17 protein-coding genes and 2 pseudogenes are annotated in these 17,453 nt (G+C 68.9%); 15 read left to right on the top strand and 4 right to left on the bottom strand.

The features are described 5' to 3' along the window. Positions 1–75: 75 nt before the first annotated feature. Positions 76–624, top strand: a complete 549-nt coding sequence (locus ACE7GA_RS00215) for a PEP-CTERM sorting domain-containing protein (protein WP_376093971.1) — start codon at positions 76–78, stop codon at positions 622–624. Positions 625–762: 138 nt separating this feature from the next. On the opposite strand, the gene ACE7GA_RS00210 is transcribed toward ACE7GA_RS00215, so the two are convergent. Then, positions 763–1,089: a hypothetical protein gene (locus ACE7GA_RS00210; RefSeq protein WP_376093968.1), complete on the bottom strand. Its 327-nt coding sequence runs from the start codon at positions 1,087–1,089 to the stop codon at positions 763–765. A 159-nt stretch (positions 1,090–1,248) separates the two neighbouring features. Between ACE7GA_RS00210 and ACE7GA_RS00205 the strand changes: the two genes are divergently transcribed. The 10 genes and pseudogenes from ACE7GA_RS00205 to ACE7GA_RS00160 all read left to right on the top strand — a co-directional run bounded on the left by ACE7GA_RS00205 (position 1,249) and on the right by ACE7GA_RS00160 (position 8,545). Then, the gene (locus ACE7GA_RS00205; protein ID WP_376093965.1) at positions 1,249–2,217 is read left to right on the top strand and encodes a TniQ family protein; all 969 of its coding nucleotides are present in this window, start codon (positions 1,249–1,251) and stop codon (positions 2,215–2,217) included. Positions 2,218–2,362: 145 nt separating this feature from the next. Further along, complete coding sequence (locus tag ACE7GA_RS00200; protein ID WP_376093962.1) at positions 2,363–2,593, top strand: hypothetical protein; 231 nt, start codon at positions 2,363–2,365, stop codon at positions 2,591–2,593. Beyond that, the gene (locus ACE7GA_RS00195; protein ID WP_376093959.1) at positions 2,590–2,955 is read left to right on the top strand and encodes a type II toxin-antitoxin system PemK/MazF family toxin; all 366 of its coding nucleotides are present in this window, start codon (positions 2,590–2,592) and stop codon (positions 2,953–2,955) included. Before ACE7GA_RS00200 ends, ACE7GA_RS00195 begins: the two co-directional genes overlap by 4 nt. A gap of 13 nt (positions 2,956–2,968) precedes the next feature. Next, a pseudogene (locus ACE7GA_RS00190) lies at positions 2,969–3,193 on the top strand (hypothetical protein); the annotation flags it as partial. 424 nt (positions 3,194–3,617) lie between these two features. Beyond that, positions 3,618–3,962, top strand: a complete 345-nt coding sequence (locus ACE7GA_RS00185) for a hypothetical protein (RefSeq protein ID WP_376100587.1) — start codon at positions 3,618–3,620, stop codon at positions 3,960–3,962. Next, the gene (locus tag ACE7GA_RS00180; RefSeq protein ID WP_376100585.1) at positions 3,959–4,666 is read left to right on the top strand and encodes a hypothetical protein; all 708 of its coding nucleotides are present in this window, start codon (positions 3,959–3,961) and stop codon (positions 4,664–4,666) included. The genes ACE7GA_RS00185 and ACE7GA_RS00180 overlap by 4 nt, the downstream gene beginning before the upstream one ends. Positions 4,667–4,736: 70 nt before the next feature. Next, a complete protein-coding gene (locus tag ACE7GA_RS00175; RefSeq protein WP_376093956.1) occupies positions 4,737–5,534 on the top strand; it encodes a segregation/condensation protein A in 798 nt (265 codons plus the stop codon). Positions 5,535–5,850: 316 nt separating this feature from the next. Then, entirely contained in the window at positions 5,851–6,684 is an 834-nt protein-coding gene (locus ACE7GA_RS00170) for a Bug family tripartite tricarboxylate transporter substrate binding protein (RefSeq protein WP_376093953.1), read from the top strand. Next, positions 6,681–6,812 (top strand): hypothetical protein, encoded by a 132-nt coding sequence (locus ACE7GA_RS00165; RefSeq protein WP_376093950.1) that lies wholly within the window; start codon positions 6,681–6,683, stop codon positions 6,810–6,812. Before ACE7GA_RS00170 ends, ACE7GA_RS00165 begins: the two co-directional genes overlap by 4 nt. Positions 6,813–6,817: 5 nt before the next feature. Next, positions 6,818–8,545, top strand: a complete 1,728-nt coding sequence (locus tag ACE7GA_RS00160) for a M28 family peptidase (RefSeq protein ID WP_376093947.1) — start codon at positions 6,818–6,820, stop codon at positions 8,543–8,545. Positions 8,546–9,135: 590 nt separating this feature from the next. Here the strand turns inward: ACE7GA_RS00160 and ACE7GA_RS00155 are convergent. Next, entirely contained in the window at positions 9,136–9,696 is a 561-nt protein-coding gene (locus ACE7GA_RS00155; RefSeq protein WP_376093944.1) for a M23 family metallopeptidase, read from the bottom strand. A 1,028-nt stretch (positions 9,697–10,724) separates the two neighbouring features. Here ACE7GA_RS00155 and ACE7GA_RS00150 point away from each other — a divergent pair. Then, positions 10,725–10,815, top strand: a pseudogene (locus ACE7GA_RS00150) (transposase); the annotation flags it as partial. Positions 10,816–11,087: 272 nt separating this feature from the next. Here the strand turns inward: ACE7GA_RS00150 and ACE7GA_RS00145 are convergent. Then, a complete protein-coding gene (locus ACE7GA_RS00145) occupies positions 11,088–11,534 on the bottom strand; it encodes a hypothetical protein (protein ID WP_376093941.1) in 447 nt (148 codons plus the stop codon). 398 nt (positions 11,535–11,932) lie between these two features. Here ACE7GA_RS00145 and ACE7GA_RS00140 point away from each other — a divergent pair, with 398 nt between their 5' ends. From ACE7GA_RS00140 to ACE7GA_RS00130, 3 genes are read left to right on the top strand one after another with little or no spacing between them, the layout of a single operon-like run. Further along, complete coding sequence (locus tag ACE7GA_RS00140; RefSeq protein ID WP_376093938.1) at positions 11,933–13,390, top strand: Mu transposase C-terminal domain-containing protein; 1,458 nt, start codon at positions 11,933–11,935, stop codon at positions 13,388–13,390. After that, entirely contained in the window at positions 13,378–14,292 is a 915-nt protein-coding gene (locus ACE7GA_RS00135; protein ID WP_376093935.1) for a TniB family NTP-binding protein, read from the top strand. Before ACE7GA_RS00140 ends, ACE7GA_RS00135 begins: the two co-directional genes overlap by 13 nt. Further along, positions 14,289–15,323, top strand: a complete 1,035-nt coding sequence (locus ACE7GA_RS00130) for a TniQ family protein (RefSeq protein WP_376093932.1) — start codon at positions 14,289–14,291, stop codon at positions 15,321–15,323. The genes ACE7GA_RS00135 and ACE7GA_RS00130 overlap by 4 nt, the downstream gene beginning before the upstream one ends. A gap of 890 nt (positions 15,324–16,213) precedes the next feature. Here the strand turns inward: ACE7GA_RS00130 and ACE7GA_RS00125 are convergent. Continuing rightward, the gene (locus ACE7GA_RS00125; protein WP_376093929.1) at positions 16,214–17,389 is read right to left on the bottom strand and encodes an acyltransferase family protein; all 1,176 of its coding nucleotides are present in this window, start codon (positions 17,387–17,389) and stop codon (positions 16,214–16,216) included. Between the last annotated feature and the right edge of the window lie 64 nt (positions 17,390–17,453).

Here is a 17,453-nt window from a genome sequence, read left to right as displayed (position 1 = left end):
GTTTGTGGCTCAGCGCGTGCAGCACCGATCCTCGACCAGTGGAACGCGGCTCAGCCGTCTGGTCCCAGCCTCTGGGTGGGCGAGCCGTCGCCGGGTTCCGTCTACTACCCTGCACAGACGCTTACCGTCGGCGTCGAGGGACTGCTCTCGCGCATCGAACTGGAAGTTTGGCGCGTCAGCGGTGATGCACCTCTCACCGTATGGCTTTTCCCATTGCTTCAAGAGTTCAACCCACCCGTCTTCGGCCCGCAGCTGGGCGCCGTGCTGCTGACGGTGGACGAGGTTCCACGCTCGCCTGGGACGGTCATTCTCGACGTTGCCATCCTTGGCGTGATGGTACACCCAGGCGAACGACTGGCCATCGGCCTTCAGACCGAGCTGCAGAATTCCTTCATCTGGGCCGCCGACTACCCGAACTCCTACAATGGAGGCATATCGTACACCTTTCACTTGCGTCCCCTCGACGGCCCCGTCTGGTACAACGCAAACTCTGACGCTGTATTTCGCACGTTCGTTGATCCAGTCGGTCGCGTGCCCGTACCTGAGCCGGCGACCCTAGCTTTGTTTGTGTTCGGCTTGGGGGCACTCCTCATCACGCGCAGGACGCGATCGACGCACGACTGACGAGAGCTGCGCCCGGGTGGAGAAGGGCCTGCATGAGGGGAGGCGGGACTACGGCGATCGTCATGCCAATGGGGACAGCAGGTCGAAGAGACTCTGCTTAGCGCCATGATCTCGTGCGTTATGGCTCGCTGCCCCTGACTATCTCCGGAAGCGATCCCGCCAGTGTTGCGCGCGCGCTTCCGCCTCCCGGAGAGCGGCAGCGTCGAGCTGGGCCATCGCGTTCGTCACGTTCACCCGAGCGCGCTCGCGCAACTCGCCGGGTGGCGCGCGCTCGACCGCGAGCATGAGCCAAGCGCACGCCTCGACGACATCGGGCGGGTGACCGGCGAGCCCGGTCAGGATGCCGTAGCCGAGGGTGTTCTGCGCGTCGGCGCTGCCGCCCTCCGCCGCGAGGCGTGCCCAGCGCATCATCTCTCCCCAGTCCTGGGCAACGCCGTCGCCCGTCCTGTAGGCGACCGAGAGCATGCGCTGCGCCTCGACTGTCGAAAGGCGCCGAAGCGGAACCCTACCGAAGTCCAGCTTATTGCGCTGATTCGATACAGAAAATCCGCTCAGTAGCGGGGTCCCGATCGGCGCCGATCGGGACCCCACACGGTAACCAGAATCTGCAATGAAAGCAGCGACTTGTGGACGTTTTTCGGAGGGGTCCCGGTTCGGCGCTTATGCACACCCGGTGAGGCGCTGTCGTCATGGGTCACGCGCTTGGGCGCCCGCTACGGTCTTTCCGCCAACGAGTTGCTCGCCGGCCTCAATGTACCCCCGCCGCCGCGGGGGCGGCTCGGACCGGGCCTCGATGCGCCCCCGTGGCCGGCGCTGGACGTGACACTCGCCGAAGCCACGGGACGCGAGCCGGCCGAGGTCGCGGCACTGCGCCCGGTGGCGGATCCGGCGTTTGCCGGGTGGCTGCGCGGTCGGCTGGCCTGGTGCGAGGCGTGCGTCGCTGAGGACGAGGTCCGGGACGGCGAGGTCCACCTCCGCTCGGCGTGGCGGACCGACGCCACGGCGGTCTGCGCGCGTCACCGCAGGCTCCTGCGGGTCGCGCGGGGTGGGGCCGCAGCGTCGTTGAGCACTGCGCCGGCGGCGGAGCTGCGCATCCGCGGCGGGCGCCTCCTGCTCGAGAGGGATCCGGCACGGGACATCTGGTTTGAGGTGAAGGGCGGACCGCGAGGCTGGGAGGAGGTCGCCGGCATTCTCTTCGCACCCGGCGAGTTCGAGGGGGTTGCGCGCTTGCAGGAAGCCCTCGGACGCGCGCTCGCGGGCGGCGACCCTCAGGTCCGATGGTCCGGGTTGACGGCGGGGGTCGGTCCGCTGCCGGGCGTAGGCCTCCGTGCCCCGGCGGACCTGTTCGCCAATCTCGTGGCGCTCGCCTCCGAACTGGCCGTGCGCTCGGGTGGACGGCCGGTGCGAGCCCTCCGTCTCGCCGGAACTCCCGCTCCCGCAGGTCGGCCGCGGCGGAGGGCGGGCCGCCATCCGCTCCGGTGGGGATGTGGCGTTCAGGAAAGGAGATATCCGGCGATCCGGGGACCGTCGTCCGGCGATCTCGGTCCATCCCACGCCCCATTGCGGGGCAAACGTCGCGCGTCCGGCGATTGAGGAAAGACAACAACTGGCGCCCAAGACATTCCCTGCGCCTCACACGCGATAAGCTTCCCTTACCGCGTGTGACTAGAAGATCGCCTCATTCGGTGACTGGCGTGCACTACGCCGGGGCGCTACGCTCACGTCCAGGAGGTGCCCGATGGCCGTTCCGATTTCCGTCCGCCTGGACGACGACGTCCGCGAGGTACTCGAGGCCGAGGCCGCGGCGCGTGGACTGCCGCTCGCGACCCTCCTCCGTCACCTCGCGGCGGATGCGGCGCGCGACGTCCGGCGCGCCCGCATCCGGGCCGCGAGCGAGGCGGTCGGCCGCCATGTCGCGGTAGAGCCCCGCCGCCGCCGCCCTCGTCGCGGAACTCGGCCGTCCCGTTGACCCCGCCTGAGCGGCCCTTCCCCGCGGGCTCCATCGTCGTGGTCGACTGGCGCGACGCCGTCCCGGTCGAGGCGAACAAGCGGCGGCCGGCGGTCGTCGTCGAGGACGATGGCCTGTTCGGGCCGGGATACCCCGCGCTCCTCCTCGTGCCGATCACGGAGGATGCGGGGCTCGCGATCCCGGACCTCTGCGTCCGCCTCGAGCCGGGCCCGGAGAACGGCTGCACGAAGCCGAGCTTTTGCCTCTCCCCCTTCGTGACCGCGACGGCGAAGGCGCGGGTTCGGGCGACGCCCTCGCGGATTACCCCGGACGAACTTGCCCTCATCCGTCGCCAGATCGCCGCCGCGGTCGGCGTCGAGTGATGGATTGCCCGCCGTGACCGACGCCAAGCTGCCCACCCGCATCCCCGTCGCCCCGGTCGGAACCGCGCTCTCACCCCGCTTGGCGGAGGCGATCGAGGCGGCGAAGGCCTATGCCCGCCGGGCGCTCGCGCCCGAGACGCTGCGGGCCTACCGGGCCGACCTCGCCGACTTCGAGGCGTGGTGCGTGGCCCACGGGACCGAGCCGCTTCCTGCCGCGCCTGCTGCCGTGGCCGCCTACCTCGCCGCCCTCGCCCCGACCCACTCCCGTTCGGCGCTCGAGAGGCGGCTCGCCGCGATCGGCCACGCCCACCGGGTGCGGGGGCTCGACTGGACGCCCTCGCACCCGGCGATCCGGACGACGCTGCAGGGCATCGCCCGCCTGCACGGCTCGCGGGTGCGCCAGGCCGCAGCGCTCACCTCGGCCGAACTGCGCCGGCTGGTGGCGACCTGCGACGCCGACCTGACGGGGACGCGCGACCGCGCGCTCCTGCTGCTGGGCTTCGCGGGGGCGCTGCGGCGCTCCGAGCTGGTGGGGGTGGATCGCGAGCACCTGCGCTTCACCGGCGAGGGGCTGCGGCTGTTGTTGCCCCCCCAAGACGGACCAGGCCGGGGAGGGAGTGGAGCTCGGCATCCCCCGCGGGAAACGACGGGACACCTGTCCCGTGCGCGCGGTCGAGACCTGGTGCGAGACGGCCGACATCCGCTTCGGCCCCGTCTTCACGAAGGTGGACCGCTGGGGGCGGATCGGCCACGACCGGCTCTCGCCGGATGCGGTGCGCCAGGTCCTCCTGCGCCGGGCGGGGATGGCGAAGTTGAAGGCCGACGCGGGGGAGCGGCTGAGCCCGCACGGGCTCAGGGCGGGGTTCGTGACGGAGGCCTACGTCGCGGGCGCGCGGGACGAGGAGGTGATGGGCCACACGCGGCACCGCGACCTCAAGACGATGCGCGGTTACGTCCGGCGCGCGAAGCTCGTGACCGCGAGCCCGGTGAAGCTGCTCGACCTGTGACCCGCGCGGGGCAGGGAAGGGGAGACGGGCTGGGCGGCGCGGCGCGGCCGGCCGAGACGGCGGGAGGTGGGTCTTCGGCCCGCGCCGACATCCTCGCGCTCGACCACCCGGACTGGCTCCTCCACCACCTCGACGTGACCGGGCCGGCGGAGGACCTCACACTCTTCCGGCTCGCCGCGGCCGGACCCGGGGTGATCCCGTGGACGCACGGCAGGGCGGGGGAGGAGGAGGACCTGTTCCACCTCCTCGCTGCCCCGCCCCGCGGTGAGCGGATCTTCTCCCTCCACGGCTGCCGCGTGGTGGCCGGCGGGATCAGGACGGCGCTGGAGCGGGCGGACGAGCGGGTCCGGGCGGCTGCGAGCCGGCCAGGCGGGCCGGTGCCGCTGGACCTGCACCGCCTCGTGCCGGTCCCCCCTGACGTACTCCGGCTCGGGCCGTCGCACCCGGAGGCGCTCGGGTGGTTGTGGGCGAACTGGGGCACGACCTGGCCGCTGCGGCACGTCGCGCACCGGTCCGAGGCGACGAGGGGACGCGGGAAGCGCGGAAGCGGAGCGGGAACTGGCAGGGGAGGGGACGCGAACCCTGCCCGGTTGTCGCTCGCCTTCTGGTCGGCGGACTGGACGCCCTGGGCGGCGCTCGTGCGGGTGCGCCAGGCCTGGCCCTCGCTCTCCTTGGACCTCCGGCCCCGCTACGACGATGGCTGAGGCTGTCGGGGGCGGTGCAACCGTGGCCGCGGCGTCTGAGGAAGGCTGGGAGGATCCGCCGCGCAAAACCGTGCGTGATCGCGACGGGCTCCACCTCGACCTGCGGGGCTACGCCGGCCCGCTCGACCTCCTGCTCGAGCTCGTCCGCGCGGGGCGGGTCGACGTCGGCGCGATCTCCCTCCTCGACCTCGCCGTCCAGTTCGAGGCCGCGCTGGAGGGGGCGATCGGGCGCGGGGACGTGCCGCTGTCCCGGCTCGGGGACTGGCTCGTGGCGGCGGCGAACCTCGCGCTGCTGCGCTCGCGACTGCTGCTGCCGGAGGACAGCCGGGAGGGGCGGGAGGCCCGGCTGGAGGCGGAGGCGCTCCGGCGCCAGCTCGCGGACCGGGCCGCCGTCGCGGCGCTTGCCGACTGGCTCGGGAACCGCCGCCAGCTCGGGCGCCAGGTCTTTGCCAGAGGGGCGCCGGAACACGCGCAGGGCGAAGTATCCGAGGGGAGGGGAGCGACACCCGTCGCGGATCTCACGACGCTGTTGCGGGCCTGCCTCGAGCTGATGAGCCGGCCGGAACGCGTGCCCGCCTATCGGCCCAACCCACCCGACCTGTGGCGCCCACCCGCCGCGGTGGCGCGCATGCGGCGGCTGCTCGGCGAGATGGCGGACCTCGGCCGAGACGAGGCGCTGCCGCTCGAGCACTTCCTCCCATCCCGGGCAGCGACGCCCACCCCCCTCCAGCGCCGTGCTGCGCTGGCTTCCACTCTGGTCGCGGGCCTCGAACTCGCGCGTGACGCGGCTATCCGCCTGGAGCAACACGAACCGTTCGGCCAAGTCGGCGTCAGCAGCCCCGTCGCTCCATCGGCCCGCGTCGCATGACAGCGGCGCCGATGGACTCAGGAGCAGGGATGAGGCTCACGATGCTCGCGATGGTCGCACGTGCGATCAACGGCGGTTATTCGTCATCGGCAGCCTCGCCGGGTACCCCGGCGCGGCGTTCGGACCAGTGCTTCAGGATGCCGCAGTCGCACTATCGGGAGCAGGTAGGACCGACACGTGCCGCCGCGCGCGAGCTCCCCCGGCTGACGTTGGTGGAGCCGACTGACCCGCCCTGGACTCTGGATGCCGATGACAGCCGTCTCGACCGGAGGGAGGGTGCGGCTCACATTGGTCGGCAACGCCATAGGAGCCCGCCATGCGTCGCCGCCCGCTTCTCGCCGCGTTCGCGGCCCTGCCGCTGCCGGCGCTCGCCCAGGGCGCCTGGCCCAGCCGGCCGGTGCGGATCGTCTCCTCGTCGCCGCCAGCCGGCGCCTCCGACATCCTCTCCCGCACGATCGCCGCGGCGTTGCAGGAGCAGACCGGCCAGCCCTTCGTGGTGGAGAACCGCCCCGGGGCCGGTGGCGTCGTCGGCTCGGACCACGTTGCTAAGGCGGCGCCGGACGGCACGACATGGCTCACCACCAATGTCGGCCCGCAGGCGATTTTCCGGGAACTCCACCGCAACCTGCCCTACGACACGCGAACCGATTTCCGCCATGTCACGATCCTCGGCACCCTGCCGCTGGTTCTCATCGTGGGTGGCGCCCAACCCTTTCGGACCCTTGCAGACTACGTTGCGGCCGCGCGTGCCCGGCCGGGCGTGCTGAACTTCGGCTCAGGCGGCAACGGCACGCTGCACCACCTGACGGGGGAGCTGCTGAACTCCGCCGCCGGTATCCGCACCACCCACATCCCCTACCGCGGCGCCCAGGCCGCGACGGCGGACGTCATCGGCGGGCGGATCGAGAGCATGTGGGACAGCTTGCCCTCCGCCGCCCCTCATGTCCGGAGCGGCACGGTGCGGGCACTCGCCCTCTCCTCGGCGAGCCGCAGCGCGGCCTTCCCCGAGATCCCGACGCTCGCCGAGGCGGGCGTGCCGGGCCTCGTCACCACCAACTGGTTCGGCCTTGCCGGCCCGCGCGCGTGCCAGAGGAGATCGTGCAGGCGATGTATGCGCAGCTCCGCCGTGCGCTCGACAGCGCCGCCGTGAGGGAGCGCCTTGCCACCATCGGGGTCGAGCCAGTAGGCGAGCCGCCCGACGCGACGGGGCGCTACGTGCTCGCCGAAATCGACCGCTGGTCCGCCGTCGTGCGGGCCACTGGCGTGACGATGGATTGAGACCGATGACGACAGGGGAGGAAGCCGCCGTGATGGCGGCGGCGCGCATCGACCACGCCTGGTCGCTCGTCGAGCACTTCGCCAACACACGCCGCCAGGATCCCCAGGAGGCTGCTGAGGCGGGAGAGGAAATTGCGCGTCGACTAGACGCGCTCGGCCTGCCCGTCACCGTGCACCGGCCACGCCTCTACCTCGCCGTCCCGAAGGAGGCGCATGTGACGCTCGGTGCGCAGCGCTTCCGCGCACGCCCGGCACAGCTCGCCGAGACGGCGCCGGCAGGGCTCACCGCGCCGCTCGTCTTCGTGGAGAACCCGGTCGCCCCACCGATGGGCTGGACACCGAACACCGCGAAGCTCTTCGGTCCGGGCTATGACCCAGCGCCCGGCGTGCCGGACCTCCGCGGCCGGCTCGTGCTGTTCCGCGGCATGATCCTGGCCGAGAAGATCCTGCAGTTTGCCGCCCTGGGCGCCGCCGGCGTGATCGCGGTGAACCCGGGGACCGACATGCACTGGGGGAGCGGCAGCGCCATCTGGGGGACGCCGGACCTCGACGACCTGCCGGGCCGCACGCCTATCCCGGGCTGCGCGGTCAGCGGCCCGGATGGCGAGGCGCTGATCGAGGCCGCGCGCCGCAGCGAGAGTGCGACGCTCACCACCATCTGCGAGGAGGGCTGGTTCGACCAGGTTCTGCCGGAGGTCCGAATTCCCGGCACGGTGGAGCCGGATCACTTCGTCCTGCTGCATGGCCATTATGATTCCTGGGACGTCGGCGTCGGCGACAACGCGACCGGCGACGCCTGCATGCTGGAGGTCGCGCGGACGCTGCACGCGCACCGCGCGGGGCTTCGGCGCGGGGTGCGGATCTGCTGGTGGCCTGGGCATTCCACGGGCAAGTTCGCCGGCAGCACCTGGTATGCCGATGCCTTCGCGCGCGACCTCGCGCATGGCTGCGTCGCGCACCTCAACTGCGACAGCCCCGGCTGCCGCGACGCCACCGACTATCCCGGCATCCCCTGGATGGCCGAAAATCGGGTCTTCGTCGCCAACGTGGTGCGCGACGCCACCGGTGTGGCCGCTCGCGGCAAGCGGCCGACGCAATCCTCGGACTTCTCCTTCAACAACCTCGGCATCTCCGGCTGCTTCTCCGCCTCCTCCCGTATCCCGGCAGCCGAGGTGGAGCGGCGGGGCTGGTATTTCGTCATGGGCAACGGTGGCAACACCGCCTGGCACACGGATCGCGACCTGCTCGGGGTCGCGGATCCGGAGGTGCTGCTGACCGATATCCGGCTGTATGCGCTGGCGGTCTACCGCATGGCGACCGCGCCCGCCCTGCCGCTCGATCCCGGCGCGCTGGTGGCGGAGCTCTCGACGCATCTGGACCGCTATCAGAAGGCGGCCGGCTATCGCTTCGACCTGTCCCCGGCACGGGAGGCCTTCGCTGCGCTCGCCGCGCGTCTCGCCACCTTCGAGGCGAGTAATCCTTCGCCGGAGGTCGCGACCGCGACGCGCCTCGCCGTGCTGCGCCACCTCGTCCCGCTCGACTACACGCGTGGCACGCGCTGGCGCCGCGATTTCGGCCTGCCGGCGCCACCGCTCACCCATCTCGCCGTCGCGGCGGAGCTGGACCGCTACCCACCTCAGGCCATCGGCTTCGCAGAGACGACTCTGCGGCGCGGGCTGAACCACGTAGTCGCCGCGGTGGAGGCGGCGATGGAGTCAGCAGTACAGCGCTGAACGACCGCGTCGCTCAGGTCCGTGTGGGTCTGTTGCAAGAAGGAGGGGGGCGGTTGGAATTCGGGCGTTCCGGGTCGGCTCACACGACGCGGATGGCGCGGGGCATCCCAAGTTCGGCCTTGCGGTTCAGCGCGGCTGTGAGTTCTCCGACATTCGTAGACTGGGGCCCCAGTTGGAACAGCAGGTTAGCGCGGGCGATTTCCTTTGAGTCGGCGAATCTCTTCCGTGGATAGTAGATTCGTTCTGCAGTCAGATCAGGCATCGTTCGGCGGGTCGAGATCCAGGAGCACGACGCGGCGACCTGGACGGTTGATGAGGATCGGTTCCGGGTCCTTGCACCGCACGCTGCCCAGGGAGGGCAGTGTCCAGCACTGCCCCGCCCAATCTTGGCCTATGGTGGAAACGCCTCGGGTCGGTTGACCAGGAGGAGCTCACCGCGCGTCGCGCCAAAAGGGGAGGGGGGACGTCCACCCGGGCGGCGCACGAAGGCGAGTCTACACATTAAGGACGACCCAGTCCGCGCGCGGGAAAGTCTACGAATGAAGGAAAACTCACAGCTCCCCCCGGCCAGGGCAGAACCTGCCGGTCCGTCAGAACCAGCTGCCGACGAAGCACATCCCGCCGGGGTTCGGCGTAGTGATGCTGCGCAACGGCGGTTTGGTACCGTCCAACCGACCGGAGAGCATCAGGGCCTCGTCAAGGTAGGGCGTGGGGTCGAGGAGGTCATCCCGGCGCTGGTAGGCCGCGAACTTGCCCTTCCCGCCCTTCACCGTCAGCGGGCCCGTCTCCGTTCCGGCATACATCTCGAAGTGGACCATGCTGACGGTAAGCCCTTCCAGCCGACCGATGGTGCCGATCTCAGCTCCCGCGAGAATGCGGGCGCCCGGCGTGACGCCTGGCCCGAGCTTCTTCTGCACCTCGCCGTAGCGGACGACGAAGTCGCCGTGGTCCACCTCGACGGCCCAGGTGCCGAGGTAGAAGGGGTATGCGGCGAGCACTTTACCGTCCGCGACCGCGTAGACCCCGGTGCCGACCGGCGCGTACAGGTCGCATCCCGCGTGCTTGCGCTTCCCGTGCGACCGTGGCGCGCCGAACTTCCGTGGCCGCTCATGATACGAATCCTTCGGCTTCTCCTTCAGCGGGAAGTACATGTGGTCTCCCTCAGCGATCCTCTCATGCCAACGAAGGTAGCCGCTACGAGTCGCCTGGAACACCCGGGGACCCGGCGCGCGCGACGGACGCGACCGTCGGCCCGTGATGGCGACGACGGCATGGACGGCCTCCACATCCAGGTGTAGCGCCGAGCGGCGAGAGCGTCAGGACACTGCCAATCGAGCAGTAATCGCGCCTTCGGGTTGGGGAAGATCCACCGCGCGGCGGCGCGCCGGCACCGCAGGACGCGATTGACTCTGGTGCACGAACTGTCGTCAGGCGGGCTTGGAATTCCCCCGCTCACGTCGTTATCCACGCAAAGCGCGGAAGAACCACGGAGCCGGGGCAATCCCAATCCCACCCGGCCCACCTCGTGGGGCTTGCCGTCCCGACCACACAGTGCCCTGGGGCACCTGACGCCTCTGGAATTTGCCCTACAGGCTGCCTCCAAGGATGGCCGATAAAACCGGACGGCTCTCATGGGCCGGGCCAGTGCCGGGGACAGGGTCGCCGCTACTCCTTCAGCAGCGCTTCAACGGCTACGGCTCCAGACCGCCCGCCACTGCTCCCGCATAATCTGATCCAGAATGTAACCCGCTCCGCCCGGCGCGCCCCGATACGCGTCTACGGTTGCAGAGGGCGCTGCACCTAGGCGGACCAGGAAGGGCTCTACCGGCTTGCGTGTCGCGAGTACGTCACGCTGCCCCGTAATCTCGCGAAGCGTGTCAGGTCGCACGAGGGTGAAGTCCGGCTCGGCTGGCGTGCCCGCGTCGGCGCGGAGCATCACCGCAAGCCTCGTAGGGGTTTCTGGCATTCTGCACACACCGTGGTTCCTTCTCCTACTAATCGCTCTGGCTTGTTGTTTAAGCCAAGTGCAACAGTCGGAATGGTTGTCAACAAGTCTCAGCGTCCATCCGGGAACAAGGCGAGTGATCTGAAGCAGTCTTGATTGGCCCTGGCGAGGGCTTCTGATGGCGATGCGGGGATGTGAACGCAGGAGAACCAGGCTCGGTATGACCGGAGCGGGCTGCGCTACCCGCGTGACCTGACCGATGAGAAGTGGGCGCTTGTCGCGCCGCTGATCCTGCCCGCGAAGCGCGCCGGCAACACGCGGACCATGGACGTGCGGGCGGCCGTGGACGGGATGATGTACATCCTCTCCAGCAATTCCCCCGCCTTCGTAAGCGGTTGCGGGGCTTGGTTGATCAGGGGAGCGCAGTGGCGGGCTGAAGCTGCTCCTCTTCGTTGGCGACAGGAGACTTGTAGCCGAGGGCCGAGTGGAAGCGGAGCAGGCTGTACCACGCAATCCTGTGGATCGGCCCTTGAATCGCGGTCTCCTTTCACCGGTCAGCATGAAGCTGTTTTGGACCCGGCCCACTTCATGGGCTTTCTATAAGCCGCCCGTCGCGTTGTACGACGTGCGGTGCAGCAACGCCGGTCGAAGCCCCTCCGGCGCGAGGGGCGCGCGGCCAGCGCGCAGCTGCCGCTTGGCCAGGGACAGGAACAGGCGATGTTTCGCCTCAGGCGGTGGCAGGTCGTTGCCTCGCAACCAGGACCGGAGCATCTCGTCAGCGTCCTCCGGCAGCGCGGCGTAGTTATCACGATAGATAATGGATTTGATGGCCGCTGACTCGAGGAGACCGCGCGATTGGTTGATCTCGCGCCGCCACTGGCGGCGGATGTCTCCCGGCCTGAATGGCGATAGCGGCCGGATCGTGTAGCCCGCCTTCTCGACCCCGATGAGCCGCCCGGAGTTCCACGGGTCGGCGATCGCATCAAAGTCGTGCGCGGCAACTGAACCAAGCAGGGGATCGGTTCGGTAGATGCGAAGTGGCAACCTCAGGCGTTACGCCGTCAGCCGGTCGAGAAACCCCTCTCGCACGCCGTAGATGTTACCGTTGATCGCGCCACCCTCCTGTCACCGCTCCTTAACCAGGAGAGCGGTGATCGGTCCTGGTCAAGGACTAAGGGAGGGCGATTTCCCTTGACCGGGAGAACTCGCTCCATAACCGTGCGACTCCTTTCGTATCCGGAGCATTCGCGCTGCGAGGCCCTGAACTCCACGAAGTAGACGATCGAACGTGGGAGGCCGGCGAGCGGCGGCTGCGGGTGCTCCGCCCCTTGGCGGTATCATCACGGACGACAGCGTCCTCGATTGATGCCGCCGCCCGCGAACTCGGAATCGGACGGGCTCAGTGCTACCGCCTTCTTCGCCGCCTCCGCGCCGAGCCGGCCGTGACCTCGGTGCTGCCGCGTGCGGGCGGTCGCCCGGTCGGCCTTCGTCTGCTCGGCGCCGAGGTGGAAGCCGTCACGGCGGGTGCGATCGAGGAGTTCTATCTCGATCGCCGTTGCCCGACGCTCGCCGACCTCATGCGGGAAATCGCGCGGCGCTGCGCCGAACGCGGCCTCGTGGCGCCCTCCCGCAGGGCCGTCACGCTGCGCGTTCGCGCGCTGGACCGGGTAAAGGTGCTGCGCCGCCGGAGCGGCGCGGCCCACGCGCGCCGCAAGCTCGGACTGATCGCCGGGCACCTGACCGAGGAACGCCCCCTGGCGCTGGTGCAGGTCGATCACACACTCGCCGATGTCATGGTGGTCGCCGCCTCAGGCCGGCATCCGCTCGGTCGTCCCTGGCTCACCTTGGTCATCGACGTCGCGACGCGGGTCGTGCCTGGCTTCCATCTCAGCCTCGAGCCCCCTTCTGCACTCAGCGTCGCGCTGGCGCTGAGCCATGCCGTCCTCCCAAAGGAGGATTACCTCCTGGCGAGAGGCGTTGACCTCCCCTGGCCCGTTGCGGGGCTTCCCGAGCGGCTGCACTTCGACAACGCCAAAGAGTTTCGCTCCGCGGCAATCCGGCGCGGCATGGCCCAGTACGGGATCGAGGTGACCCATCGCCCACCGGCTACACCGCATTGGGGCGGGCACATTGAGCGCCTCATCGGGACCACCATGGGCGCGTTGCGGCTCCTGCCAGGTGCCACGGGCAGGAGCGTCTCTGATCGGCCAGGAGACCCAGAAGCCACCGCAATCATGACGCTGGACGAACTCGAGACCTGGCTCGTCCACCAGATCGTCGGCGTGTACCACCACACCGTTCACAGCGCCCTCGGCACCACGCCCCTGGAGGCTTGGCGGAGAGCGACAGAGGAGCGGCCGACGCCCGCACCGCTGCCGCACGACCCGGAGCGCTTCTACCTCGACTTCCTGCCCTTCGAGCATCGCATGATCCAGCGTGACGGCATCTCGCTCTTCAACATCACCTACTCGGACGGGGTGCTCTCCACATTCCTTGCGAAGGCACGCCGCAAGTTCGTCGTCCGCTATGACCCGCGTGACATGTCGCGCGTCTATCTCCGGGACGACGACGGCACGTACTGGCCCATCCCCTACAGCGACCGCCGCCTTCCCGCCGCGACGTTGTGGGAGATCAAGGTGGCATCCAAGCGTCTGCATGCCGCTGGTGTGCGGCATCCCGAGCAGCGCCAGATCTTCGCATCCATTGAAGCACAGCGAACGATTGTCGAGGGCGCCAGCGCCGAAGCCAAGCGAGCCCGTCGAGAGCGGGAGCGGACATCCCGAGCCATCCGAGGCGCGACGCGCCGAGTTGCGGAGCCGCAGCCAGTCGGCACGACGGGTCACGAGGAGACGGATGTCGGGCCGATCCTGCCCTACTCGGTCGAGGAGTGGACGATCTGAGCGCCTACGCACACCTCGACCCAGCCCATCGACCTGCCGCTGACCTTCCGGACGACGAGCGGATCGCCTGGATCCGTGCCGAGAGGTGGATCAGCTATCCCGCGGCGGAGCTGGCCCTCGGGGCCATGAGCGACCTGCTGACCTATCCGCAGCGCAGCCGGATGCCTTGCCTGCTCGTGCATGGCCGGACAGGCATGGGCAAGACGATGATCCTGCGCAAGTTCCTCCTCGATCACCCGCGAACGGTCGATCCGCACCTCGGCGTCGCGCGCTCGCCGGTCGTGATGATGCAGCTGCCGCCCGAGCTGGCCGAGGTGCCCTTCTACGAGGAACTGCTCGGGGCGCTTGGCCTGCCGTTGGTGGGAGAAGTAAGCCGCATCAGGGCCCGACGAATGGCCCGTGACGCGCTTCGCATCGTCGGTGCCCGTGTCCTGGTGATCGACGAGATCCACGCGCTCCTTGTCGGCGGCGATCGACAGCAGCGGGTTTTCCTCAACGTCATCCGCTTGCTTGCGAACGAACTGGAAATGCCGCTGGTCTGCGCTGGCACGCCAGAGGCCCGGCGCGCCTTGATGACCGACAACGGCTTGGCAGATCGGTTCGAGTCGGTTGAGCTACCACGTTGGACCAACAATGTCGCATTCCGGCGTCTGCTGGCGAGCTACGGCGCCATCCTGCCACTCCGGCAGGCCTCAGACCTGGACGAGGAGAGGACACGCTCGGCGATCCTGAAGCTCTCGGAAGGTATCACGGTGCGCATCGTGCGTCTTCTGGAGCGGCTTGCAGTGGAGGCGATCCGGAGTGGGACCGAGGCCATCAGGCAGGAGACTTTCTCGGCATTGCCCATCACCGCGCCGCTCCTCTCGATGGAGCAGCGGCGCCGGGCCGAAATCCCGGCGTGAGGGGAAGGGAGGGCACCTTCCAGCCGGGAAGGGCCCTGCCCATCGTGCCCCCCCTTGAGAACGACGAGCTGATCTCCTCCTGGCTCAATCGGACTGCTGGGTTCTATGGACTTCCGCTTGCAGCGTTGCTGCGCGCGGCGGGTGATGGGCGAACGTCCGTCCTGCCCGCCGCCGTAGACTTCGGAACGCAGCAGAGGGCGCTCGGAGCCCTGGCAACGATGCTCGGGATGAACGTAGCCGGGCTCATGGCGCGCACGATCGGTGCCACGCAACCTAATGCCGCGTCGACGGTGGCCGGGACAGCCGGAAGCCGGATGACCGGGCCGAGGCTGCACTACGCGGCCTGTCCGCACTGTCTCGAACAGCAGCGCATCGAACGCGGCGCCAGCTGGCTGTGTCGCGCCTGGGTTCTGGCGTCTCGGACCGTCTGCTCCATCCATCATGCCCCTCTGGTCGCGGTCGTACCCGGCAGTCCTGCTCATCCGCTCTGGTCAGAGTTCTATAGACCCTACCAAGCAGCGGCCGTGCGTCCGGGTCGGGAACGCCAGATCCCGGCAGCGCTGCACTCGCCGCTGGCTGATCGGGCGATTGCCCTTCTGCACAAGGAGATGGCGGTCGTTCAGGATGTCATGCTGACGGAGGTAGCTGGCCAGGACGGCAAGTCCCCATCATCCTGGAAGGGGCGGGCGGCCATCGTGCGCGATCTCGCTTGGGCCTTCACCCGCGCCGATCATCGTGAGCCCGACAGGCTCGTCTACGAGGCTTTCTCCTCGATGGTCCTGGACAATCCTTGGCACCTAAGGCGGCGCCGGCGTCCCGGGCCGGTCGAGTTCGCCACGCTTCCTCTGGAAGAGCGCCATCTCCTGCTGGCTACCGCGACCGCCATGAGCGGGACTTCGGAGCTGCGGGAGAGGATCTGTCCGCCACTGGGTCACTGGACGAGCGATCTCGCCTCTCTGCCGCAAAGGCTTTGCGAAGCGGATCGCCGCGAGTGGTGCATGCGCCGTAGGGCATGGCCAACGGCAGAGTGACCCCACTTTCACCTCATATTCGCTTGGTTAAGGAGCCAAGCACCGCGCCGCGTTCCATTCTCCAGGTTAAGGTGCCGTGACAACCGGCCTCAAGCGAAGCGTGCAAGGCCCCGAGCATTCGAGCGTGACAGAAGCAGCGCCGCCGGTCGCGGAAGCGCCGGCTGCAACGGGCGGTGGTGAGGCGCATGGCGCATGAGCCACGCTGGCGATCACGCTCGCTGGCATGCTCCGCGCTGAGCCATTGGAGCCAGGGCAAAGCCGCAGCAGTATACTCATTTCGAGTCCTGCCCATTGAATGGCCGCCTCACGACCAGAGCCGGTGTACGTCGGCAGGCAGTCGGCAGCTATGAGGACGCCGCTGTTGACTCCAACACGTACCGTGGAAGCCGCGCCTGGCGTATAGCATTCGAGGACGTAGATGTTGCTGGCGTAGCGCCGGTCTGCGCGAGTACAGGGCTCCCCATCGCGATTAGCATTAAAAGAGAAGCAGATAAGCGCATGGCAGTCCCCCTGTATGCTACCTTCAGGATGCGTGCCTTAGGTCCTGTTAGCGCCTGCGCCAGTCTATCGCGCCGGCGACGTAAAGGACGTCCAAGAACGAGGATACGGGTTCCCACGTAGCGGGTGGCCAACGCGCGCCGGGTCGTCTTCCAGCCGTGGAAGCGCTCGTTTTGCCTGCTGTGGTTCTAGGTCCAATCCGGCCAACGGTTCCGAATGCCGTTATTGACCGCCGGGGCGGTGCCCAGCAAGAAGTATGGCCGTGCGGTGAGCACATTGTGCCGTGCTGGTCTGGGTTCAGGGTCACGGCGGTGATCCCTTAGTGACCGTTTGAGAAGGGCTTGGCCCGACGCGGCCAAATCGCGCAGCCGGGGTCGGCCAGGGCACCGCGCCTACACCGCGTGGGTACGCCCGACGACCTGCTGAGCCTGCCGTGCCAGGACCTGCGAAGGGCGCTCCACAATCCGGTGAAAGACTGCGGCGGCGAGGAGCGAGAGGACGGTGCCAGTCATGGCGATCACGAGCAGGGGGACCGAGGACACCATGGCGTGCAGCAATGAGACGAGCACGATGACGTGGACGAGGTACAGGCTGAAGGACATGCGGCCGAGCCACGCGAGCAGGGGGTGTCGCAGGAAGTTCCTGAAGCCGCCGGGGACCGAGGCGAGCGCGATCGTCAACGCCGACGCCGCGAAGTAGGCGATGTCCGATTCGATTGAGAAGAGGGCGAGCAGGGTCAGGGTGACGGCCCATCGATCCCCCGGCTGGCTCGGCCAGCGCAACGGCGCGACGAGGGCCAGGGCGGCCCCGATGAGGACGGGAAGAGAGAAGTACGCCGTCGCCGCCAGGGATCGGAGGAACGAGTAGTCGAGCATCACGCGATCCTGTGGCGTCCCGACGAAGACAGCGCCGGCGCAAAGGACGGCGCCCGCTGCCACGACCGCGACCGGTCGGTCCCGGAAGGCGAGGACGAGCGGCAGGAGGATCGAGAGGCGCCATTCATGCGCCAGCGACCAGAGGACCGTGTTGATACGGACCTCCTGATCGGGAACAACGAGAAAGACGTTCTTGACCACGAACCACACGTCCACGGGGTTCCACCACATGTACAGAGTGTGGGTCCGGTAAGCCTCGATGACGGTCCGGTCGAAGAACAGCACATAGGCGACGAGGGATAGAAGAACGGAAACGGCGACCGGTAGCAGCAGCCGGACGGTACGCCCGACGGCGAAGGCGAGGAGGCCCGGCGATCCGGTGCGGCGCAGGCCGAGGACGATCACGTATCCGCTCAGCACGAAGAAGAAGAGGACGGCTTGGCGGCCGTCCGCGAGCACCTGCAGCGGCGTCCGGTAGAGGATGGCCTGCAGCAGGGAAGCGAGCCGGGGCGAGTCGGGGATGAGCCTAGCCCAGGGCACCAGCTGCGCGGCGTGGTGGAGCAGGACGATCAGCGCCGCGATCCCGCGGAGGGCATCAAGTTCTGTCAGCCGAACGAGCGTGTGCGGCGGAACGGGGACGGTAATGACCGCGGCGCGCTCCGTCAGGCCGCCCGATCCGCCCTCGGTTCCCAAGGACAGGATGTTCGGGCCGCTGGACGGAGGGAATGGACCGTTTCGCGTTCGCGACGCATCCGGC

This window comes from Roseomonas sp. CCTCC AB2023176, from assembly GCF_042259275.1.
Taxonomy (GTDB): Bacteria; Pseudomonadota; Alphaproteobacteria; order Acetobacterales; family Acetobacteraceae; genus Roseomonas.
Note: the sequence above shows the minus strand (reverse complement) of the source record. Positions and strands in the feature narration are given on the sequence as shown.